Origin of the sequence: Agrobacterium sp. NPDC089420 (genome assembly GCF_044900305.1) — a bacterium.
Classification (GTDB): domain Bacteria; phylum Pseudomonadota; class Alphaproteobacteria; order Rhizobiales; family Rhizobiaceae; genus Agrobacterium.
Genome location: NZ_JBJDMY010000001.1, coordinates 254,575 through 277,716 on the forward strand (window position 1 = coordinate 254,575; position 23,142 = coordinate 277,716).

Sequence of the window (23,142 nt, forward strand, 5' to 3'; positions counted from 1 at the left end):
CCAGTTCCCCAACTCACTTCACCGCCGCATTGCCGCCATCGGCAAACAGCGCCGAACCGGCCACGAAGCTCGCCATCGGGCTGGCGAGGAAAAGCGCTGCCTGCGCGATTTCTTCCGGCTCGGCGATGCGCTTCATCGCATGCAGGCCGGCGGCCCATTCCTTCTGGGCCGCGTCTCCGGCAGCAGGCGTATCGACCCCGCCGGGCAGCAGCGCATTGGCGCGAATGCCGCTGACGGCATGATCGGCGGTTATGCCTTTCACGAGCCCCATCAACGCCGCCTTCGCAGTTCCATAAGCCGCCATGCCGGGTATGCCAACGCTGGTGCCGACGAAACTTGAGATGAAGACGATGGCCCCGCCACCCCGCATCAACATCGGCGGGATCTGGTAACGCGCCCCCAGAAAGGCGGAGGTGAGGTTGACGTTAAGCACATGGTCCCATTCCTCGGGCGAAATCTCCGCCAGCGGTTTCATGACCCCGACCGCCCCGGCATTATTCACGGCGATATCGAGACCGCCGAAAACACTCTCGGCCGCATCCGTCAATCGGGAATGGGTTTCGGCAACACCGGCATCGCCCGCCACCGTGTGGACGCGGCCGCCGGCCTGGCGAATGTCAGCGGCAACCTCTTCCAGCGCCGCCTCGCCGCGCGCATTGATAACGACAGCTGCTCCTTCGGCGGCGAACAGCTTTGCCGTCGCCCGGCCGATGCCGGATGACGCGCCAGTGATGATGGCAACCTTGTTTTGAAGCAATTTCATATCCTTGGACTCCTTTGATGGAGACCAAAGATTAATAAGCGGCCGGGATCACAACCACCCGATTCCTGCCGGACCGGCGGAAAGCGGCTTACTCCAGCGGCAGCGCCACCACACGCAGATTGCCCTGGGCATCGGCAACCATCATATGCGCATTCTTGCGTCCCTCGGATTTCAGGCCGTTGACCCGCACCAGAACGTCGCCGGGAACCTCCATGAAGTCCTGACCGACCTCGACGATGATATCACCGGCCTTCATGCCCTTCTGTTCGGCCGGCGAACCCGGATCGACACTTGCGACCAGCACGCCTTCGACGCTTTCGGCTATGCCCTTTTCGGTGCGCAGCTCGTTGCTGAGCACGACCAGATTCATGCCGAGAACGCTCTGCGGCGCCTCGCGCACTTCCGGCGTCTGGTCCTGCGCCTGATCGTCGGCGCCGCCATCGTCTTCCGGCGCAACCATGCCGCCATCGCCATCCTCGGCCTGCGGGTCTTCGGTCGCGGCTTTTTCGTCGGTGGTATCCTGCAGCTGGCCAAGCTTGACCTTGACGGTCTCTTCCTTGCCGTCACGCAGGATCACAACATCGACTTCCTTGCCGACCGGGCTTTCCGCCACGATCCGCAGGAGGTCACGCATTTCATGAATATCCTTGCCGTCGAATTTCAGCACGACGTCGCCGGCCTGGATCGGGCCGTTTTCCACCGGCCCGCCCTTGGCCACGCCGGAAATCAGCGCACCCTTGGCGCTGTCCATGCCGAGGCTCGCAGCCACGTCGTCGGTGACGGGCTGGACGCGAACGCCGAGCCAGCCGCGGCGGGTCTCGCCGAATTCGATCAGCTGCTGCACGATATTCTGGGCAAGCTCCGTCGGCACGGCAAAACCGATGCCGATCGAACCACCGCTCGGCGAAATGATCGCCGTATTGATGCCGATCACTTCGCCTTTCATGTTGAAGAGCGGGCCACCGGAATTGCCCTTGTTGATCGCCGCATCCGTCTGGATGAAGTTGTCATAGGGGCCGGCATTGATATTGCGGCCGCGCGCGGAAATGACGCCGACGGTCAGCGATCCGCCGAGCCCGAAGGGATTGCCGATGGCCATCACCCAGTCGCCGATGCGCATGCTGCGCGAATCGCCGAACTTGACCGCCTTCAGCGGTGCTTTCGGCTCCACCTTCAAGACGGAAAGGTCGGTCTTGGTATCGGTGCCGACCAGCGTCGCCTTGAGCTTCGAGCCATTCGGGAAAATCACCTCGATCGCGTCCGCACCCTCGATGACGTGGTTGTTGGTCACGACATAACCGGCCGGATCGATCACGAAACCGGACCCCAGCGAATTGACCTTTTCGCCGCCTTCCGGCTTCTGGCTGTCGAAATAATCCTTGAAGAATTCCTGGAAAGGCGAGCCTTCCGGCAGTTTCGGCGGAACGGGTCCCTTGCCCTCGGTCTTGACGTTCTGCGACGTCGAAATATTCACCACCGCATCGAGAAGCGGCTCGGCAAGATCGGCCACCGATTCCGGCCCATGGCTCTGCGCTCTCGCTGCAACCGGTGCCGACAGGCTACCCGCCACAAGCGCGATGCCCGCGACTGCGGCAATGCTGCTGCGAAAAGGCGAAAGAAGGGTCACGGCCATAAGCGTCCTCGCGTTTCAAATCGTCATGCCCTGCTTATATCGTCAAAGCATAAGGCGGAATGATGAAGTGTAAAAATACCTTTTCGTGAACAGGCGGGGGACGCCTTGCCCGTAACCACAGCATTGGCACGAAAACGCAGTAAAAAGAAAGGGCCGGTGAAAACCGGCCCCTCCAAAATCATTTGATCCGCTATCAGTTCGCCGGCGCTGGCGCAGGCGCGGCCGGAGCGGCGGGCGCCGTGCCGTCGATATTGTTGAAATAACGGAAGAAGGTCGAATCCGGAGACAGGACCAGCGTCGTGCCGTTGCCGTTCAGCGAGTTGGCATAAGCGGACATCGAACGATAGAACTCGAAGAAGTTCGGATCGCGCTGGAAAGCCTCGCCGAACACCTTGTTGCGCTCGGCATCGCCTTCACCGCGCAACACTTCGGACTGGCGGCGGGCGTCGGACTCCAGCTCGACGACCTGACGGTCGGCGATAGCGCGGCGGCGCTGCGCCTCTTCGTTACCGCGGGCGCGGATCAGTTCGGCCTCGGCCAGACGTTCCGACTTCATGCGTTCGAAGGTCTGCTGCGAGACTTCCTGCGTCAGGTCGGTACGGCGGATGCGGACATCCACGATGCTGATACCGAGCGATTCCGCATCGGGACGCAGATCGTCGCGCACTTCCTGCATCATCGATGCACGTGCGTCGGAAAGCGCCGATTCGAAGCCGCGCAGACCGTAGACCCGGCGCAGCGAGGCGTCGAGACGGGTACGCAGGCGCGATTCCGCCGACATCTGGTCGCCCGAGACCGTCTGCCGGAAGCGGCGTGCATCCGTGATGCGATAGACCACGAAGGCGTCGACCTCGTAGAACTTGCCGCCGGACACCTGAACACGAATGTTGTCGTGATCGAAGCGCAGCGCCCGGTTCTCGATATATTGTACCCGGTCGGCGTCCATGAAGGCGAAGGGCAGCTTGAAATAAAGGCCCGGCGCCGTTTTCACATCCTGGATCTGACCGAAGCGGACGACGATGGCCTGCTGGCGCTCGTTGACGACGAAGATCGACGAATAGCCGAAGAAAAGCAGGACGGCGAGACCGACGAGAACGGCCGTAAGACGGTTGCTCATATCAGTTGCCTCCCTGCTGTGCTGCGCCCGGATTGTTGCGCATGATCTCGTTCAGCGGCAGATAAGGCACCACGCCCTGTTTCTCGTCGATGATGATCTTGTTGGACCCCTTCAGGACCTGCTCCATCGTTTCCAGGAACATGCGCTGACGGGTGACATCCGGCGCCGTGCGATACTGGTCGTAGATGGAGACGAAGCGCTGCGCCTCACCCTGTGCCTCGTTGACGACGCGCGACTTGTAGGCGTTCGCCTCTTCGAGGATCTGCGCGGCCTGACCGCGGGCGGCACCGAGCTTCTGGTTGGCGTATTGGTTGGCTTCCTGAACGAAGCGGTCTTCGTCCTGTTCGGCGCGCTGCACTTCGTCGAAGGCGTCGGCCACTTCACGCGGCGGTGCTGCGTCTTCGATGGCCACGGCATTGATGGAGATACCGGCGCCATAGCCATCCATGGTGGACTGGATGATGCTGCGCACATCCGCCGCGATCGCCTGACGGTTATCGCGGAAAATATCCTGTGCGGGACGACGGCCGACCACTTCGCGCATGGCGCTTTCGGAAACCTGCTGCAGGGTTTCCGCCGGGCTGTCGACGTTGAAGAGATAGGATTTCGGATCGGAGACCGTATAAAGCACCGAGAACTGCACGTTGACGATGTTCTGGTCGCCCGTCAGCATCACGCCGCTCGACGAGGACGACGAGGCGCGCGAGCCGATATTCTGCTGCTGCTCGGTAACCTTGACGATTTCCACCGTTTCGATCGGCCACAGATGGAAATGCAGGCCCGGCATCGAGATTTCGTCCTTGGGACGGCCGAAACGCAGCTCCACGCCGCGCTCGTCCGGCTGGACGGTATAGATGGACTGGATGCCGAGGAAAACGAGGACGACGAGCACGAGGACCGCGACCACTCCGCCGTTGAAGCCGCCCGGCAGGACATTCTTGAAACGGTCCTGGCTGCGCCGGATGATCTCCTCGAGATCGGGCGGGCCGCCATTGCCGCCACCGCCACCGCCGCGAGGCCGGTTAGGCCCCTGCCCCCATGGGCCGCCACCGCCGCCCTGGTTGTTTCCTCCACCGCCGCCGCCCCAAGGGCCGCCGCCGCCATTCTGATTGCTCCAGGGCATCAATACCTCTTTATAAAAGCCTCTCCCGGTTCCGTTCGAAAGCGATTGCTCGCGTGCGGCGGGAATATCGACCCGTTATAGGAAGGAGAAGCGTCCGTTTCAACGCAGAGGTGGTAACTAAATACCCAATCTGGGTAAATAGTTCACTTTGCCGCGGCTCTTCGCACATAAGTGGTAAACAGAACCGGATAATTGTCCTTTTCCCCTGCGGGCGCGGCCTTTTCTTCGGTTTTCTCAAAAACGGCGGGATCGATTTCCGGGAAAAAAGTGTCGCCGTCGAGTTTTACCGCCACATGGGTGACGGAAAGTTGATCGGCAAAGGGCATGGCCTGGCGGTAAATCTCGCCGCCGCCGGCGACAAAAACCTCGTCCACGCCCAGCTCCGCCGCTTTCGTTTTTGCGAGCCTGAACGCATCATCGAGCGACGAAACGACGTCCACGCCGTCAGGCCGATAATCCGCATTGCGGCTGACGATGATATGCGGCCGGCCCGGCAGGGGACGCTCGCCGACGGACAGGAACGTCTTGCGGCCCATGATGAGCGGCTTGCCCATCGTCATCGCCTTGAACCGCTTGAGGTCGGTGGAAAGCTTCCAGGGCATGTCGAGGTCTCGGCCGATGACGCCGTTTTGCGAAACCGCAACGATGAGGGTGACACGCGGCCCGCTCATACCGCGATCGGCGCCTTGATGCTTGAATCGGCCTCGTAGTTCTCAAGCGCAAAGTCTTCGAACTTAAAGGCGAAAAGGTCCTTCACATCCGGGTTGAGGCGCATCGTCGGCAGGGCCTTCGGCGTGCGGGTCATCTGCAGCCGCGCCTGTTCGAAATGGTTGGCATAGATATGCGCGTCACCCAGCGTATGAACGAAATCGCCCGGTTTCAGGCCCACGACCTGCGCCACCATCAGCGTCAGCAGCGCATAGGAGGCGATGTTGAAAGGCACGCCGAGGAATATGTCGGCCGAGCGCTGGTAGAGCTGACAGGACAACTTGCCGTCCGAAACATAGAACTGGAACAGGCAATGGCAGGGCGGCAGCGCCATCTCGTCCACCAGCGCCGGGTTCCAGGCCGAAACGATGTGCCGGCGAGAGTTCGGGTTGGTTTTGAGAGCCTCGATCAGAAGCGCGATCTGGTCGATATGGCGGCCGTCCGGCGCCGGCCAGGAACGCCACTGCGCGCCATAGACCGGACCGAGATCGCCATTTTCGTCTGCCCATTCGTCCCAGATGGAAACGCCATTGTCCTTGAGATAGGCAATGTTGGTATCGCCCTTCAGGAACCACAGCAGCTCATGGATGATGGAGCGCAGATGCAGCTTCTTGGTGGTGAGAACCGGAAAACCTTCGGAAAGGTCAAAACGCATCTGGTAACCGAAGACCGAGCGTGTGCCGGTGCCGGTGCGGTCCCCGCGGTCGGAGCCGGTATCCATGACATGCCGGAGAAGATCGAGATATTGTTTCATGCGTTCTGCCGCCGATTCCCTGTAGTACAGGGAATATAATAGCACGGGGCGGCAGAACCAATCACCTAATGCGGGCTTATCCCCGCTAAATCACAGCGACTGGAGCTTGCCCAGTTCCTTGGCCACCAGATAGTAGAAGGTCACGCGCGACTTGGAACGGTCCCCTGCCATGGCTTTTGCAACGGTGGCGACCGCCGCGTCGGCGCTGTCATCGGTCACGCCAAGCTTCTTGCCGCACCAGCTCGTCTTCACCCGCGCAAGCTCTTCCGGATCGGAAGCGGACACCAGCGAGGAATCTCGGTTGCGCAAGGCGATGCCGAGATGTTTGACGATCTTGCCGACAACGGCTTCGTCGGCTGCTGCGTCGTATTTCTTCACATCTGCGAGATAGTCAGTCATGTCCACTCCTTCGTGTGTCCCCGGCCCGGTGTTGCATCTGGTGACCGGTTGCATGGAGAATGTGACAGCAATCTCTCGTCGTCAAGAATAGTCTAAAGTGCGGGCCGCCATCACGAAACCTTTTCATGGAATTGTCATGGCCCCCCTTTTCTCCGCCGGGCGAAACGCCTATATGAGCCTTGCCGGGGCAACCCGGCTATGGCGATAAACGGTCGGTGTAATAAACCTATTGGACCCGGGGGCGGTACCCGGCGCCTCCACCAAAAACCGGCGGCCTTCTGTGGAAGAAGGCCGGCTTTTGATGGGGGCGAAATAGGATCGACAAGGGCGTAAAGATCGAACTTTTGCTCGGCATGATACCGCCGTTATCGGGTCACAAGTGTAGTTGCAAACGACAACAACGCTAAGGAATATGCTCTCGCTGCCTAATGGCGGTGCGGGAATTCCGCTCTAAAGCCCTCACGGTTAGCCCCGTGAGGCGGGGTTCGGAGGTACCTGGCAACAGAAACCTCCACCTTCTCCATTTTGCCTGAATTGGTTATATGATAGCTGACTTGCGGACGGCATCGGCTTTTCCGTTGCTGCCGTTCGGGACATTGCGTATACTTGGGCAACGCGCAGCCGCTTGGATCGAGTTCAATATCCGGTTAAGGATTGTGCGAAGATTCAGACTGTTACAGCGTCCTTGGCGCGCAAGGCGCGCAGCGCATTAAAAGACGTACGAATAAGGGAAAGACAGGACCGCATGGGGCAGGATCATATCCGTTACGACATTCTCGCACAGGATGCCCTTCGCGGCGTTATTCGCAAGGTTTTGGGTGAAGTGGCCGCCACCGGCCGCCTGCCCGGCGACCACCATTTCTTCATTACCTTCCTGACCGGCGCGCCGGGCGTGCGGATTTCCCAGCATCTCAAGGCGAAATATGCCGAGCAGATGACCATCGTCATCCAGCATCAGTTCTGGGATCTGAAAGTCACGGAAACCGGCTTCGAAATCGGACTTTCCTTCTCCGATACGCCGGAAAAGCTGGTGATCCCGTATAATGCCATTCGCGGCTTCTACGATCCTTCCGTCAATTTCGAGCTCGAGTTCGATGTGCCGCTGGCGGAGGAAGAGGAAATGGAAGACGCCGAAATCACCGCCTATCCCGTTTCCCCGGAAGCAAAGCCTGCTTCCGCTTCCGAAACGCCGAAATCCGGCGAGGAAAAGAAGGAAGGCTCCGTCGTTTCGCTGGATGCATTCCGCAAGAAACAATAACGGCCTTCCGCGCGCGAAACCTCAAGGAGACATATCCGCATGGCCGCCGATATCGTCAATCTGCGTCAGTTTCGAAAGCAGAAAGCCCGTGGCGAAAAAGAAAGACAGGCGGAACAGAACCGCCTGACTTTCGGCCGCACCAAGGCGGAAAAAAATCTTACCGCGGCCCTCAACGAAAAAGCCGACAAGGCGCTGGATCAAGGCCGGCTCGAAAAAGGCGATGACAGATCCGGCGGGGACTGCTGACCCGGCCCGCCGGGAGACATGCCCGACACAATCGGAAAAGAATCGCAAAACGGGAGCGTGCCGGCGAGACATGAGCGAGATTTCCAAGCGGACCCGCCGGAGACCGACCTGATGATCCGCAAGCATTCCGCGACGTTGCACGGTCATCGCACCAGCATTTCGCTTGAGGACGCCTTCTGGGACGAGCTGAAAATCATCGCTGAAAGGCGCAAGATCAGTTTCGCTGCCCTGCTGGCCGAGATAGACGACAACCGTCCCGCCGACAGCAATCTTTCCTCATCCCTGCGGGTCTATGTGCTGAACTGGCTCAAGAACCGGTGACCTTCCGCACACAACCGCCGTTCGAGCCGCTCCGGCCGCAGCCAGTACAGGTTCGCAAGCGGATCTTGGCCTGCTGCCACTACGAAAAATTTCGCTGAAAACTCGTAACGCCGTGAAAGTATTCATTAAACATTAGCAGCCTAATCTGCGCTGCAAGGCATCCCCGTATTGCGTAGCCTTGCTTCCAAATTCTGTTTCAGCCCTTTCCATTTCACACCTACGCCACGAGGCGACCATGGTTTCTGCCGTATCGGGAGCGAACGCTGCCGTTTCCGTCCTCTCTTCCGCATCCGCATCATCCTCAAACATTTCCGAACTGAAAGCGCAGATTGCCGAAAAACAGTCGGAACTTGCCCAAACCACCGAAGCGAAGGCACAGGAAGAGCTGAAGAGCGCCATCGCGTCTCTGAAAGCCGAACTCGAAGCCCTTGAAAACAGCACCGAAAAATCGGCTTCCTCAGGCGGAAGCGCGGAAAAATCGAGCCTGTCAGGGGAAAGCGCCCGGATCGGCAGCAAAAATTTCGACGCCGACACACCCTTTGGCGAGCGCGAAACCTGGGTTTGACAATCGGCCGGGGCGTTCCGTCAAGACGCTCGATCGGCAGGCGTCCGAATGGCGTAAAAATGCGCGCCGGCGAACGCCGCCGGCCTCTCGCCATATCCGGCGTCATCCGCACGTCTGACCTCCATATCCATTGATTTCAACGGATTGTAGACCCTCGGCCCGGGCTTCCGGATGAAGTCATCCGCGTAAAAGGTCCCGTGCCTGGCACAAGCCGTGAATGGATATTGGTTTCGTGGCGCAGAGAACTCAAGGCGCGGCGGGTGGGCCTTCCGGCGTCAGTTGCCGTATCGCGTTTTCCGTCGGCGGCACCATCAGGGCCGGCGCGGATTGCCGCTCCGGCGCCGGTTGTTGCTGCTGTTGCTGCAGACGCTCCTGCTGTTCCTTTTCCTGGCGCAGACGCTCCTCGGCCGCCGCCTTCTGCCGCGCCTCCTCCTCGGCCTTCGCTCTCGCTTCCGCCTCTATCCGCTCTTTTTCAGCCTGCCGTTCGGCCACCTGGAAACGATAGAGCGCCACTTCACGGCGCAGGCGCTGCTTTTCAAGAACGCTGGCCTGCATCGCCTCCACCCGTCGGCGTTCCTTTTCGAAGGCCCTGAGCGAGAGGTAATTGCTGAGCGCCGAAACGTCGGTCGTCAAAGCCGGTGCGGCAAGCGGGCCGCTATAGTTCAAGCGCACCGACGGCTCGGCTCCGGCGACTGTTTCGGTGCCGGGATTGAACAGAAGGTCAAGATCGCCATTGACGGTCGATGCGGCGAGATCGACGCTCGCATCACCGGCAAGCGTCACCGGATCGATCCCGGCGCGCAAATTCTTGAAATGCAGGGCGCCACCATTCAGCGAGAACGGCAGGGCCACGTCACCGAGCCCTATTTCACCCTGCCACAGGCTTTGATCGACAAGCGGTCTCACCTTCGGCGCATCGATCGGCTGCTCAAGGCTGTCCGCCCCCTGCAGGATCGGCGGCAACGCGCCGGGATTAAGCCCCCGGAGCACAAGCCCGCCCGCGCGGATTTCACCCGAACCACCCGCCGATTTCAGGATTTCACCGACGCTTTTCCCCGTCGATTCGGCCGTCATGTCGATAGCGATGCGCGCGGTTGCGACCGGGCCGCTGGCATTCGCCCACAGCACCGGTTCCGGATTGGCATCGGTCACCGCGATCTTGGTGCGGAAAATTCCCGCCCCCTCGCCCGTGGACATGGCGAGCCGGCCGGTCAGCTTGCCGCCCATGAAGCTGCCCGTGACATCGTCCAAAGCAAGATTGCCCGAATCATGCGTGACCTTGGCCGCCAGACCCGTGACGGTGCCGAAAGGCCCCGCTTCGAAATTTTCCGCCTTCAGCGACAGCGATGCCTTGAGCTGCGGAAAAGCCGCCATGGCCAGCGGTTTGGCGTTGAGCGCGCCGGTTTCCGGGTCGATCACCGGGCCGTAGATCGCATCACCCAGCCAGGCAAGATCGGCGGTCCTGACCGAAAGATCACCGCTGACCGGATGGGGCGCGGCCCGCTGGACGACGAGATTGCCCGAGAAAGGATTGCCTCCCGCCTGCCCGCCAACAGAGGAAAAAGCGATCTTCTGCGCATCGATCGCCACTTTCGCATTGGCCTTCACGGCCATGCCGCCGCCAAGTTGCGGCAGTCCCACCGCGTTCATGATGAGATATGGCTCGATATCGGCACTTTCGAGCGCCACGTCTGCGCTGCCTTCGCCAAAGTTGGCGGATGCAACGGCAAAGGAACCGTTCAGCGAAAAATGCGTGCGCTCCGTCGAAAAGCGGATATCGGTCTTGGCGGGCGAGCCGAGCGTGCCGTTGAGCTTGATGGAAAGAAGCCCTTCGCCATCCGCATCGAAGGGCAGAGGATCAAGCCCCGCCTGTCCGAACAGGATCGCCGTCGACTGGTTTTTGAGAACGGCTTCCAGCGACATCGCGGTGTCATCGGTGATCGACAGGAAATCCGGCATCTTGGCGACGGCCGAAAGCCGGCTACCATTGACGGTGCCGGAAACGGCGACATTGGCGCCGCCGTTTTCGCTGTTGACAGAGACGTCCACGGCAAGATCGGAATTGGCATACCAGGGCGCGCTCGCCGCCAGACGGCTGAGGAACGGGTGGTCGGGCAATTTCTGCTGCAGCATGGTGAAGAACGGTTGCATATCCGTCGCATGCAGGTTCACCGTGCCCTTGCCGGCATATTTGAGCAGCGAGCCCTGCAACTCACCCCTTGCCCGCACCTCCGCGCCGGCAATATCGCCGGCCGTCATGTTTTCCAGCGTCAGGACACCACCCGCCATGCTGAAGGCGGTCTCGACATGATTGGCGGTCACGCCGGCCATGTTGAAACGGTCGGCCTTGAACTTGGCGTTGATGCGATGATCGAGAACCGAGCTTCCCACCTGGTCGCCAAGCGCCAGGCTGCCGAGCGCCCTCAGGGCGTCGAGATCGATTTCATTGCCGGCAAGATCGATGGAAAGATTGGAGGTCTTGCCGTCGGAGCGCCGTTCCAGCTCGCCCTTCAGCGACGCGTCGCCTATGGCGAGCTCGAGATTGTTGAAACGCTGGTTGAGCGTCGTCAGCGAGACGTCGGCGGAAAAGCCGGCGGCATTGAGCTGCCGGATCGCGGGATCGACGGAGCCGGAAAGCCAGTTCGCCAGTCCCGAAGGCTGGTTGGAGGCGACGAGCAGATTGCCGTTGAAGGCGGGGCCGCCGAGCAGCGTCAGCGATCCCTTGGCTTCCAGCTGCGTCCTGCCGGGCAGCGTCGCCACCGCATTCACCACCTGCCAGCCGCTGCCGTCCGGGCGCACATCCAGCCTGATGTCGCGGATGGTCGTGTCGTCGGAAACCAGCGCCGGAAGGCTGATGCTTGCCTTGCCCGGCACCGGCGGCACCGGAATGCGGGCCACCATGGCCGCGAAGGCCTCGATGCGCTGGCGAACGGATGTCGTGGGCTGGCGCGATGTCTTGCCCGTCTGCACGACGGGCGGCGCGAAACGGGCGACATCGATCTGCTGGCCATCCGCCGTCAGCAGGAATTCCGGCTTGGCGCCGGTATCCAAAGTCGCCTCGCCGGTCACGACATAGGGATTTTCACTGCCGCCGAGTTCCATGCGGTAGCTCGGTATGCGCACGCTTTCATTGGTCAGTTCGAAGCTGCCCCGGGTGCGCGGCGAGGAAAATAGCGATTGTCCCGCCTGTTTCTGTTTTTCGTCCTCGCGGAAGATGAACGAGAACGAGCCGCTATAGGCCGGCTTTCCCGCCGTCGCGGCGATTGCACCGTCCAGATCCACCTCGACCGGATGTTCGTCCGGCACGAGCCGCACCCTGAGGCCCATGCGGCCGGCGGCATAGTCGGGCTCGCTGCTGGAAAGCGAAAAGGAACCCGGATGCCCGTCGACGGCGGCACGCCCTTCCGCCTTCCACGGTCCGGCCAGCGAATTGGCGGACATATCGGCATTAAGACCGGTCACCACACGGTTGCGGCCGGATTGCTCATCGATGAATTCGATCTGCCCGCCTTCGATCTGCACGCTTTCCAGCACCACGGTGCGGGCGGGAATTTCCGCCCGGCTGCCGCGCATCCAGTCCAGCGTGCCGTCCTTCAAAAGCCTGATCTTGGCCTTGGGTTCCTCGATGCGCATGTCGAAAATGCGCGCCTCGCCGGAAAGGAACGGCGCAAGCTCGGCATCCATGGAAAAACGCGCCACCTGGATGAGGGGGGATCCATCGGCATCCGTTCCGGCGCGCACATCATGCAGGGTTACCGAAGGAAAAGGCAGGATGCGCGCCTCGACCCGGCCATGCACCACCACCTTCTTGCCGAGAATGCGGCTGGCCTGATCCTCGAAATCGCGGCGGAAATCCGTCCAGTCGACAAAATAGGGAATGAGCAGCGCCGAAAACAGCACCAAGGCCAGCAGTCCGCCCAGAAAAACCAGAATACGTCCGAGCACTGACCTGCATCTCCCTTCGCGAACGCTGCAAACCTATTCTTTTCTGCCTTAACGGCAAGCAGCCTTTTGTACCAATCAAATATGAGAATGATCAGACAAGACGGAACAACTTGCCCGGATTGAAGATGTTATCCGGATCGAGCGACGTTTTGATGGCGCGCATGAGATCCAGCGCATTTCCCGCCTCTTCGGCCAGGAAACTCATCTTGCCCTGGCCGATGCCGTGTTCGCCGGTACAGGTGCCGTCCATGGCGATGGCGCGGCGGTTGAGGCGGGCGACGAAGGCTTCGGTTTTCGCGACGCTTTCGGCATCCTTGCCGTCGAACAGGATGAGGACGTGGAAATTCCCGTCGCCCGCATGGCCGACGATCGGCGCCAGAAAGCCGTTTTCCTCGATATCCCGCTGCGTTTCCACCACGCAATCCGCAAGACGCGAAATCGGCACGCAGACATCGGTGGAAAGCCCGTCGAGATGCGGCGCAAGGGCGCGCGAGGCCCAATAGGCATCGTGCCGCGCCTTCCAGAGCTTGTTGCGTTCGGCCGCGTCGCTGGTCCAGCGGAAATCGACGCCGCCGCATTCGGCCGCGATTTCGGCAAATTGCTGCGATTGCAGCGCCGCCGTCTCCTCCGTGCCGTGGAACTCCACGAACAGCGTTGGCTTTTCCGCGTAATTCAGACCGGAATAGGCGTTGCAGGCCCGCACCTGCACGTCGTCCAGCAATTCGATGCGCGCGACCGGCACGCCCATCTGGATGGTCATGATGACGGCGTCACAGGCCGCCTTGATGCTGTCGAAGGTGCAGATCCCGCCGGCGATCTTTTCCGGTATCCCCTGAAGGCGCAGCGTTACGGAGGTGATGACGCCGAGCGTTCCCTCGGCCCCCACGAAAAGCCGTGTCAGATCGTAACCTGCCGAAGACTTGCGGGCGCGCCGCGCGGTGCGAATTTCCTCGCCATTGGCAACCACGGCGGTGACGGCCAGGACATTGTCCTTCATCGTGCCGTAGCGCACCGCATTGGTGCCGGAAGCCCGTGTGGAAGCCATGCCGCCGATCGAGGCATTGGCGCCCGGATCGATCGGAAAGAACAGGCCGGTATCGCGCAGATAGACATTGAGGTCCTCGCGCGTCACGCCCGGCTCCACCGTCACGTCCAGATCTTCGGCATTCACCTCAATGATGCGATTCATCCGGCTGAAATCGATGCAGATTCCGCCATTCGGCGCGTTCACCTGCCCTTCCAGCGAAGAGCCGGTTCCAAAGGGAATGACCGGCACCTTATAGTGTGCGCAGACCTTCACCACGGCCTTCACATCGTCCGCGCTCTCGACAAAAACGACGCCATCGGGCGCCTGCAAGGTCAGATAGGTGGTGGTGTGGCCGTGCTGCTCGCGAAACGCCTGCCCGGTCTGGAGCCTGTCGCCAAGCTGCTGCTTCAACACCGCGAGCGCAGATGCGATACCCTCTTCGTTCCGTTCACCAGCCACCACGTCTTTCAGCGCCATCGTCCGTCTCCACCGCAACATCTGCCCGTAACGGATTCGATCCGTTACGAAATTCCATCAGGTGGTATGGGATAAGGTTAACGCTTTGTCCAGCATCGCAATTGCGCCGAACCGCAATTGGCGGCAACCGTTTTCTATTCCGCCGCCAGCAGCGGCTTGTCCTCTTCCAGCGCCTTGCGGCGGGCGGCTAGTTCCAGCTCGCGGTGGAGGCGGATTTCCTCATCCGCCTGCGGCTTGGCGAAACGGGCGATCAGCAGGTAAGAGACCGGCGTGATGTAAAGCGTCACCAGCGTCGCAAAACCGAGACCGCCGACGATGACCCATCCGAGCGCGATGCGGGCCTCCGCGCCGGCGCCCTGCGCCAGCACCAGCGGCACGCCGCCCAAAATGGTGGCGATCATCGTCATCATGACAGGGCGCAGGCGGATGCTGGTGGCCTTTTCGATGGCCTCGCGCACGCTGGCGCCCTGGTCGCGCAGATGGTTGGCGAATTCCACGATGAGAATACCGTTCTTGGCCATGACGCCGACCAGCAGCACAAGCCCGATCTGGCTATAGACGTTGAGGCTCGAGCCCGTGACCAGCAGTGCGATGACAGCGCAGGCCAGGCCGAGCGGCACCGTCGTCATGATGATGACCGAACTCAGCACGCTTTCGAACTGCGCGGCAAGCACGAGGAAGATGATGGCGATGGCGAAACCGAAGGTCAGCAGCATGCCGCTTGAATTTTCCTCGAGCGTCGCCGCCTCGCCGAGCGGCAGCAGGCGCGCACCGGCGGGCATGATGGATTGCGACAGCTCATTCACCTTTTGCAGCGCCTCGCCCAGCGAAACGCCGTCCTTGAGGTTGGCGGTGAAGCCGACGGAGGGAAGCTGCTGCTCGCGGTTCAACTGCGGCGCAACCGCATTTTCCTTGAGCGAGGCGATGACAGACATCGGCACGATCTTGCCGTCACCCGTTTTCAGGAAGACGTTTTCGAGATCGGTGGGGTCGTTGATCGGCCGGGTGGAGGACAGGAGCCGGACCGGGATCGCATCGCCATCCACGAAGACGTCCACGATTGAACGGCCTTCCAGCAGCGACTGCATGGCGCGCGACAGGCCGGTAATGTCAATGCCGAGATCGGAAGCACGCTCGCGGTCGATGGAGACGGAGATTTGCGCCTGGTTGGGCTCGTTGTCGAAACGCGGCGTGTCGAACAGGCCGCTTTCTTCCATGGACAGCAGCAATTTCTGCGTCGCCGCCGTCAGCGCCGGATAATTGCTGCCCACCATCGCCATTTGCAGGCCGTTGCCGGCGCCGCGAATTCTGAGGCTGTTCGGCTGCATCGCATTGCCGCGCAGCGCCGGGACCTTATTGGCGGCGGCGGTGACATCGGCAGCGATCTGGTTCTGCGTCCGCTCGCGATCGGCCCAGGGGGCGAGCGTCAGCACCATGAAGCCGGTATTGGACGACCCGTTCATGCCGGTGATGGAGTAGATATTGCGGATTTCGCCACTGTCGCGCAGCGGCTGCAGGTTTTCCTCGATCCGCTGCAGCTGGTCGCGGGTATATTCGAGGCTGACGCCCTGCGGCGCGGTGACCCGCATCATGATCGAGGCGCGGTCTTCGCGCGGCGTCAGCTCGTTCTGGATCATGCCGAAAGCGATCCAGGACAGGCCGGAAAAGATCAGCGCCACGACAATGACGATCAGCGGATTGTTGAGACAGGCGGCAAGCGTCGACTTGTAGGTCGCGGCAAAGACATTGCCGAACCAGGCGAGCGGCCCCGTCGGCTCCTTCAGCCCCTCCTTCAGCATGCGCGAAGCGAGCATCGGGCAGAGCGTCAGCGCCGTGACCGAAGAAAGGCCGACGGCGAAGGCCAGCACGAAACCGAATTCGCGGAACAGGCCGCCAAGCTGGCCCGGCAGGAAGGAAAGCGGAATGAAGACGGCGGCGAGCGTGGCCGTCGTTGCAATGACGGCGAAGAAGACCTCCTGCGTACCGAGAACGGCAGCGGCGCGCGGTCCCATGCCTTCGGCGCGGCGGCGCACGATATTTTCCAGCACCACGATGGCGTCATCGACAACCAGACCCGTCGCCAGAACAATGGCGAGCAATGTCAGGATATTGATCGAAAAGCCGACCATATAGATCGCCACAATGGTGCCGATCAGCGCCACCGGCATGGTGATTGCCGGAATGAGGGTCGCGCGCCAGTCGCGCAGGAACAGGTAAAGCACCACAACGACGATGATCGCCGACAGACCGAGCGCCAGCTCGACCTCGTGCAGCGCGCCCTCGATGAAGACGGCGTCATCGCTGGTGACGACGATGCGCGTACCCTCGGGCAGATTGGCCGACATGGCCTCGACGGCGGCTTTCACGCCGGTTGAAATATTGAGCGTATTGGACTGCGCCTGGCGGATGACGCCGAGACCGACGCCCTGCACGCCGTTGGAGCGCAGCGAGGTGGATTCATCATCCGCACCCAGCATGACGGTCGCCACATCGCGAAGGCGGATATTGTTCTTGATGAGAAGATTGGAGAAATCCTCGGGCTTCGTGAGGCTTGCGGTGGCGCGCACGACGATATCCTGCGTCGTGCTTTTCAGCGACCCGGCCGGCACGTCGAGGGCAGCGCTCGCCAGCGCGTTCGAAACATCGGTCACGGTCAAACCGCGGCTCGCCAAGGCCGCCTGATTGAGATCGACCCGGAAAACCTTTTCCTGATCGCCGTAAAGCTCCACATCCGCCACGCCGTCGACGGCGGCCAGGCGGTCGATGATTTCGTCATCCACCAGCTTGGTCAGGTCTTGCATGCTGAGCGTGGTCGAGGTGACGGCAAGGCGCATGATCGGCTGGCTGTCGGAATCCGCCTTGATGATCTGCGGTTCGTCGGCATCGTCCGGCAGCTGGTTGGTGACGCGGCCGATGGCGTCGCGCACGTCGTTGGCGGCAACGGCCAGATCGACATTGTCGCCGAATTCCAGCGTCACGCGGCTGGTGCCGAATTGCGAGTTGGACGAGATGGACTTGACGCCGCTGACACGCGCCACCGCGCCTTCGATGGTCTGCGTCACCTCCTGGTCGATGGTCTCGGGCGCCGCCCCCTCATAGGTGGTCCTGACGCTGATCATCGGCCGGTCGACATCCGGCAGTTCGCGCACTTCAACGCCGACCAGCGCGGCAAGGCCGGCAACGACCAGCAGCGTGTTGAGGACCGCCGCCAGAATTGGCCGGCGCACGAACAGGGCGGTAAAGGCGAGCTTGGAATCCTGACCGGAGGGCGGCTGCGTCGTCATTGGCTGGCAACCTCCTCGGGTTTCGGCTGGCTGCCGACGCGGACCGCGCCGCCTTCGCGAACGCGCTGCAGGCCCTCGATCACCACAGGCTCACCCTCGGAAAGCTCGGCCTTGACGAGAACGGCATCGGGATTACGCTGCACGATCTGCACCCGCACCTTGTGCGACTTGTTGTCGGCGACACGCCAGACATAGGAGCCTTCCGCATCCCACTGCACGGCCAGCGGATCGACCGAGGCATAGGTCTCGCCGGCAAAACGCATGGTGACGCCGAAGGACATGCCGGCCCTCAGCTCATCCTTCTCATTGCCGAACTTCGCCCGGATGCGGATCGTGCGGCTTGCCTCGTCGACGCGGTTGTCGACGGCCTCGACCTCACCCTTGAAGGTCTCCCCCGGCCGTGAAATCGACGTCGCCTCCACCGCCATGCCGACCTTTATTGCCGTTGCGAACCGCTCCGGCGCCCAGAAATTGACGAGAATTTCGGAGCGGTCGTCGATGCTGACGATGGTCGACTGCGTGGTGACGTTGTCGCCGATATTGGCGGCGACGATACCGGCCACACCTTCGATGGGTGCGACGATATCGCGGCGCTTGAGATTGAGTTCCGCGGTGCTCAGCGCAAGCTTGGCGGCTTCCTCGGCGATCTGCGCATCCAGCACATCGAGGCGGGAAACGGATTTCAGGTTCTTGTAGGAACTGGATTTTTCGACGGCGCTGCGCAGCGCCACCTGCGCCTTGTCACGCTCGATCACCTGCTCCTCGTCATCGAGCCGCGCCAGCACCTGTCCCTTGACGACGCGGGCGCCGGATGAGGTGCGGATTTCCGAAAGCGTACCGGTTGCCTGCGGCATGACGACGACCGACTGGATCGCCTCGCCATTGCCGATGGCGTTCAGCCGGTCATTGACCGTGCCTTTTTTGACCGGCGCCGTCACCACCAGGGTGGCGTTGTTATTGCGCCGCGCGCCGCCGGCATTCTCGCCCGATGACGCACCCGCCGCGCTGCCGGCGGCGGCGACTTCGATCGCGCCGGCCGGCGTTTTGCCAAGTCCCATGCTGGCGAGCAGATTGCGGGCATCGGGCGAATAAAAGCCCCAGAGACAGAGCCCGGCTCCCACCACCGCAACACTGACACCCACCTGTTTCCAGACCCGCATGTATTTCTCCGGTTGATCCGCGCAGCACGATACGTTCCCGAAAACGGCACGTTCCGGGACAGGTGCAGTATTCCCGCTTGGCGGGGGCAAGGCAACGCACAAATCCGTTCCTTACGTAATTGTAATTTGGGTGCAATTGCTGTCCCGCGCAGCCAGAAGGCCATCGGAGCGCGCATTCCTGTCGCAAATATCCGCCATTGCGCTAATCTGCCGCCATGAGGGCCGATAACCGGAGGAAACCATGAGCGCCGTAACGAAAACCGAGAACCCCGAAGCCAACCCGCGCGTCAAGGCGGTGTTCGATGATATCCGCACCACCCGCAAATCCGATTTCGTCAACAATATGTGGCTCTATCTCGCCTTCGACCCCGATCTTCTGGAAAAGACCTGGGCAGAGGTCAAGACGGTGATGGCCACGCCCTCGGCGCTCGATCCCCTTGTGAAGGAAATGCTCTATATCGCCGTTTCCGTCACCAATGGCTGCTCCTATTGCGCCCATTCCCACACGGCCGCCGCCAAAGCCAAGGGCATGACGCGAGAACAGCATGCCGATCTGATGCGGGTGATCGCGCTTGCCGCCAAGACCAACCAGCTTGCGGTGGCGCTGCAATTGCCGGTGGACGCGGCTTTCGACGCCGACAGGCAGGCATGAAGCGAAAAAATGCCTTGGAATGGGCGTTTTGACGGTTGATACCGGAATAAAAGCAGAACACGGTTCTGGCCTTTATATCCCGAATCACTACATTGGGCCGCATGAGCAACAGTTTTGACGATATGCCGTTCTTCGATGAAGAACCCGTGACGCCGCGCAGGGCGACGAACAATGCCGGTGCGGAGAGCGGCGGCGGGCTTGGCATTGCCGCCCGCGCCATGGCGGCGCGCGACCAGACGCGTGCAGCGCCCGACTATCTTTCCGGCCTCAACCCGGAACAGCGCGATGCCGTGGAAACTCTGGACGGACCCGTGCTGGTGCTCGCCGGCGCCGGCACCGGCAAGACCCGCGTTCTGACGACCCGTATCGCCCATATTCTAGCGACCGGCCGCGCCTATCCGAGCCAGATCCTTGCCGTGACCTTCACCAACAAGGCGGCGCGCGAGATGAAGGAACGTATCGGCGTTCTGGTCGGCGGCGCTGTCGAGGGCATGCCCTGGCTCGGCACCTTCCACTCCATCGGCGTCAAGCTGCTGCGCCGCCATGCCGAACTCGTCGGCCTCAAATCGGACTTCACCATTCTCGATACCGACGACGTGGTGCGGCTGATCAAGCAGCTCATCCAGGCTGAAGGTCTGGACGACAAGCGCTGGCCGGCCAAGCAGTTCGCCGGCATGATCGACGGCTGGAAGAACAAGGGCCTGACGCCGCCGGATATTCCGGAGGGCGACAGCCGCGCCTTCGCCAATGGCAAGGGCCGCGAGCTTTACACCGCCTATCAGAACCGGCTGAAAACGCTGAATGCCTGCGACTTCGGCGATCTACTGATGCACCCGATCAGCATTTTCCGCCGCCACACCGATATTCTGAAGGAGTATCACCAGAAGTTCCGTTACATTCTGGTGGACGAATATCAGGACACCAACACGGCGCAATATATGTGGCTGAGGCTTCTCGCACAGCGCGCCAAGGGCGAGCCGCAGAACGTCTGTTGCGTGGGTGACGACGACCAGTCGATCTATGGCTGGCGTGGCGCAGAAGTGGACAATATCCTGCGCTTCGACAAGGATTTCCCCGGCGCCAAGGTCATCAAGCTCGAACGCAATTACCGCTCCACCGAACATATTCTCGGCGCGGCCGGTCATCTGATCGCCCATAATGAGGGCCGTCTCGGCAAGACGCTGTTTACCGAGCGCAGCAGCCCGGACGATGAAAAGGTCGTGGTGCATGCGGCCTGGGATTCCGAGGAGGAAGCCCGCGCGGTCGGCGAGGAGATCGAACAGCTTCAGCGCAAGAGCCACAAGCTGAACGACATGGCCATTCTCGTCCGCGCCTCCTTCCAGATGCGCGAATTCGAAGACCGTTTCGTCACGCTCGGCCTCAATTACCGCGTCATCGGCGGCCCGCGCTTTTACGAGCGCCTCGAAATCCGCGACGCCATGGCCTATTTCCGCCTCGTCTGCCAGCCGGCCGACGATCTCGCCTTCGAGCGGATCGTCAATACGCCGAAGCGCGGCCTTGGCGATACGACGATCCGTAACCTGCACGACTATGCCCGCGCCCGCGACATTCCGATGCTGGCGGCAGCCGCCGACATCATCGAGACCGACGAACTGAAACCGAAGGCGCGCAAGGCGCTGTTCGATGTGGTGCAGGATTTCCGCCGCTGGCAGGGCCTCTTAGAAAACACCGAACACACCACGCTTGCCGAGCAGATCCTCGACGAAAGCGGCTATACCGCCATGTGGCAGGCCGACAAGACGGCCGAAGCGCCCGGGCGGCTGGAGAACCTCAAGGAACTCATCCGCTCGATGGAAGCCTTCGAGAGCATGCGCGGCTTCCTCGAGCATGTCGCCCTCGTCATGGATGCCGAGCAGAACGAAAATCTCGATGCCGTTTCCATCATGACGCTGCATTCCGCCAAGGGTCTGGAATTCGACACCGTCTTCCTGCCCGGCTGGGAAGAAGGCCTTTTCCCGCACCAGCGGGCGCTGGACGAGGGCGGGCGCTCCGGCCTGGAGGAAGAACGCCGTCTCGCTTATGTCGGCATCACCCGCGCCAAGAAGCTCTGCCATATCTGGTTCGTGTCGAACCGGCGCATTCACGGGCTGTGGCAATCCACCCTGCCCTCCCGTTTCCTCGACGAATTGCCGCCCGCCCATGTGGATGTGGCGGCATCCGACAGCAGTTACGGCGGTTATGGCGGACGCGGCGGCTATGGCCAGTCGCGTTTCGACAAGGCCGATCCCTTCACCAACAACTACTCCACCCCCGGCTGGAAGCGCGCGCAGCAGAACCGCAGCGACGCCACCCGCGACAATTGGGGCACCCGCTCCGGCCATGCGGTCGAACGCATCGGTTACGGTGAAAGCGGCCCGCGCACCCGCACCATCGACGGCGAGCTGGTGGCGAAATCCGTCGCCGATACGCCGTCGAAATTTTTTGTCGGCGACCGGGTCTTTCACCTCAAATTCGGCAACGGCAATATTTCCGCCATCGAAGGCAACAAGCTGACCATCGATTTCGACCGCGCCGGACAGAAACGGGTGCTGGACGGATTTGTGGAAAAGGTTTGATCCGAGCGCTCAAGACAGGCTCATGACAGCTTTTTCCATAGCCCGCGTCATGCCGTTGCAATAAAGAAATTGCTATACGACAGCGAAACCCGGGCGAGGACCGCTTTGCATATTTTACCGAAAAGCCGGCGCAAGCTTGCCGTTTTCCTGATCAACATGGACAGCGCCACCAAACGCCTTGAGGACATGACGACCCGGCTCGACGCCATGGGGCTGAAGGCGGAGCGGGTGGCCGGTGTCAATGGCAGGGAGCTGACGTATCCGATCCCGGAATTCAGCGAGATTTCCTACATGCTCATGCACGGCCGCCGCACCTCGCCGCCGGAAATCGGCTGTTATCTCAGCCATGTCGCCTGCGCCAACAGGTTCATGGACAGCGATGCCGATATCGCCCTTATCCTCGAAGATGACGTCGTCTTCGACCATGATTTTCTCGATGCGCTCGACGAGGCGGCGCTGAACGGCGATGACTGGGATCTGCTGCGGCTGACCACGGTCAGCAATGGCCGGAAGTTTCCGTTTCGCCCGCTGGCCGGCGGCCGCTCGCTCGCCATTGCACTCACCCGCGAAAAGGGATCCGGAGCCTATCTCGTCAATCGCCGCGCCGGACGGTGGATCGCGAAACTCGTTCCCATGCGGCTCGCCTACGACATCGCTTTCGACCTGGAATATCTCGCCGGCCTGAAGGGCGCCTTCATCTACCCGCTCTGCGCGACACAGGATGCGGACGGTGAAAGCCAGATTCAGAACAATCTGCGCATCTACCGCCTGCCGCGCTGGCGCTATTTCACGGTTCTGCCCTATCGCGCCTATCTGGAAACCAGCCGTTTTCTCCTGCGCAGCCTCCGCTTTTTGATGGCGAAGGCGAAGGTGGCGATGGAGGGCGGCAAGCCCAAGGCTGTTACCGCCGACGGTTGAGCATCCGGCTCACACCTCTCCTGGCGTGAAGCCGACGAGATAAACGGCCGCGATCACGGCTGCGAGAATGAAAATCGAAATGACAAAAATCGTCATCCGGTTCAATGGTTTGCGGGTCGTTTTCTTCATGGTGGAATAATGCGCGGACACACTGCTTGTTCCGCAGCGCACAGGATAATGTGACCCAGGACAGCGAATCGTCGCAATTCCATTCCG

General features: G+C 61.4%; 19 protein-coding genes and 1 other RNA gene. 8 read left to right on the plus strand and 12 right to left on the minus strand.

All coding sequences use genetic code 11. The annotated features are described in order from the left end of the window. Positions 1-13: 13 nt before the first annotated feature. The 7 genes from ACI2KA_RS01315 to ACI2KA_RS01345 form a co-directional block, all read right to left on the minus strand. A complete protein-coding gene (locus ACI2KA_RS01315) occupies positions 14-763 on the minus strand; it encodes an SDR family oxidoreductase (protein WP_404498495.1) in 750 nt (249 codons plus the stop codon). 88 nt (positions 764-851) lie between these two features. Next, positions 852-2,396, minus strand: coding sequence for a Do family serine endopeptidase (locus ACI2KA_RS01320; protein WP_404498497.1), 1,545 nt, complete (start codon positions 2,394-2,396; stop codon positions 852-854). A gap of 193 nt (positions 2,397-2,589) precedes the next feature. Further along, the gene (gene hflC, locus ACI2KA_RS01325; RefSeq protein ID WP_404498499.1) at positions 2,590-3,513 is read right to left on the minus strand and encodes a protease modulator HflC; all 924 of its coding nucleotides are present in this window, start codon (positions 3,511-3,513) and stop codon (positions 2,590-2,592) included. Position 3,514: 1 nt separating this feature from the next. Beyond that, a complete protein-coding gene (gene hflK / locus ACI2KA_RS01330; RefSeq protein ID WP_404498501.1) occupies positions 3,515-4,636 on the minus strand; it encodes an FtsH protease activity modulator HflK in 1,122 nt (373 codons plus the stop codon). 143 nt (positions 4,637-4,779) lie between these two features. Continuing rightward, complete coding sequence (locus ACI2KA_RS01335; RefSeq protein ID WP_404498503.1) at positions 4,780-5,307, minus strand: dihydrofolate reductase; 528 nt, start codon at positions 5,305-5,307, stop codon at positions 4,780-4,782. Then, positions 5,304-6,098, minus strand: a complete 795-nt coding sequence (locus tag ACI2KA_RS01340; RefSeq protein WP_404498505.1) for a thymidylate synthase — start codon at positions 6,096-6,098, stop codon at positions 5,304-5,306. The genes ACI2KA_RS01335 and ACI2KA_RS01340 overlap by 4 nt, the downstream gene beginning before the upstream one ends. 90 nt (positions 6,099-6,188) lie before the next feature. Continuing rightward, positions 6,189-6,497, minus strand: coding sequence for a DUF2853 family protein (locus tag ACI2KA_RS01345; RefSeq protein ID WP_404498506.1), 309 nt, complete (start codon positions 6,495-6,497; stop codon positions 6,189-6,191). Between the two features lie 142 nt (positions 6,498-6,639). On the opposite strand from ACI2KA_RS01345, the gene ssrA reads away from it, so the two are divergent. From ssrA to ACI2KA_RS01370, 5 genes are all read left to right on the plus strand, one after another. After that, positions 6,640-7,013, plus strand: a transfer-messenger RNA (tmRNA) gene (gene ssrA / locus ACI2KA_RS01350). Between the two features lie 229 nt (positions 7,014-7,242). Further along, the gene (locus tag ACI2KA_RS01355) at positions 7,243-7,755 is read left to right on the plus strand and encodes an SspB family protein (protein WP_404498508.1); all 513 of its coding nucleotides are present in this window, start codon (positions 7,243-7,245) and stop codon (positions 7,753-7,755) included. Positions 7,756-7,794: 39 nt separating this feature from the next. Next, a complete protein-coding gene (locus ACI2KA_RS01360; protein WP_404498510.1) occupies positions 7,795-8,001 on the plus strand; it encodes a DUF4169 family protein in 207 nt (68 codons plus the stop codon). A gap of 111 nt (positions 8,002-8,112) precedes the next feature. Then, on the plus strand, positions 8,113-8,322 hold the full coding sequence (locus ACI2KA_RS01365; RefSeq protein ID WP_404498511.1) for a ribbon-helix-helix domain-containing protein: 210 nt from the start codon (positions 8,113-8,115) through the stop codon (positions 8,320-8,322). Positions 8,323-8,557: 235 nt separating this feature from the next. After that, a complete protein-coding gene (locus ACI2KA_RS01370; RefSeq protein WP_404498513.1) occupies positions 8,558-8,887 on the plus strand; it encodes a hypothetical protein in 330 nt (109 codons plus the stop codon). A 246-nt stretch (positions 8,888-9,133) separates the two neighbouring features. Here ACI2KA_RS01370 and ACI2KA_RS01375 read toward each other — a convergent pair whose 3' ends face one another. The 4 genes from ACI2KA_RS01375 to ACI2KA_RS01390 all read right to left on the minus strand — a co-directional run bounded on the left by ACI2KA_RS01375 (position 9,134) and on the right by ACI2KA_RS01390 (position 18,780). After that, the gene (locus ACI2KA_RS01375; RefSeq protein WP_404498515.1) at positions 9,134-12,832 is read right to left on the minus strand and encodes an AsmA-like C-terminal region-containing protein; all 3,699 of its coding nucleotides are present in this window, start codon (positions 12,830-12,832) and stop codon (positions 9,134-9,136) included. Positions 12,833-12,923: 91 nt separating this feature from the next. Then, complete coding sequence (locus ACI2KA_RS01380; RefSeq protein ID WP_404498517.1) at positions 12,924-14,336, minus strand: FAD-binding oxidoreductase; 1,413 nt, start codon at positions 14,334-14,336, stop codon at positions 12,924-12,926. 134 nt (positions 14,337-14,470) lie between these two features. Next, positions 14,471-17,620, minus strand: a complete 3,150-nt coding sequence (locus ACI2KA_RS01385; RefSeq protein WP_404498519.1) for an efflux RND transporter permease subunit — start codon at positions 17,618-17,620, stop codon at positions 14,471-14,473. Further along, positions 17,617-18,780, minus strand: a complete 1,164-nt coding sequence (locus ACI2KA_RS01390; RefSeq protein WP_404498521.1) for an efflux RND transporter periplasmic adaptor subunit — start codon at positions 18,778-18,780, stop codon at positions 17,617-17,619. The genes ACI2KA_RS01385 and ACI2KA_RS01390 overlap by 4 nt, the downstream gene beginning before the upstream one ends. A 241-nt stretch (positions 18,781-19,021) precedes the next feature. Between ACI2KA_RS01390 and ACI2KA_RS01395 the strand changes: the two genes are divergently transcribed. The 3 genes from ACI2KA_RS01395 (at position 19,022) to ACI2KA_RS01405 (ending at position 22,926) form a co-directional block, all read left to right on the plus strand. Continuing rightward, positions 19,022-19,432, plus strand: a complete 411-nt coding sequence (locus tag ACI2KA_RS01395; protein ID WP_404498523.1) for a carboxymuconolactone decarboxylase family protein — start codon at positions 19,022-19,024, stop codon at positions 19,430-19,432. 101 nt (positions 19,433-19,533) lie between these two features. Further along, entirely contained in the window at positions 19,534-22,008 is a 2,475-nt protein-coding gene (locus tag ACI2KA_RS01400) for an ATP-dependent helicase (protein WP_404498525.1), read from the plus strand. Between the two features lie 105 nt (positions 22,009-22,113). Next, on the plus strand, positions 22,114-22,926 hold the full coding sequence (locus ACI2KA_RS01405) for a glycosyltransferase family 25 protein (RefSeq protein ID WP_404498527.1): 813 nt from the start codon (positions 22,114-22,116) through the stop codon (positions 22,924-22,926). A 9-nt stretch (positions 22,927-22,935) separates the two neighbouring features. Here ACI2KA_RS01405 and ACI2KA_RS01410 read toward each other — a convergent pair whose 3' ends face one another. Then, positions 22,936-23,076: a hypothetical protein gene (locus ACI2KA_RS01410; RefSeq protein WP_404498529.1), complete on the minus strand. Its 141-nt coding sequence runs from the start codon at positions 23,074-23,076 to the stop codon at positions 22,936-22,938. Positions 23,077-23,142 lie beyond the last annotated feature (66 nt).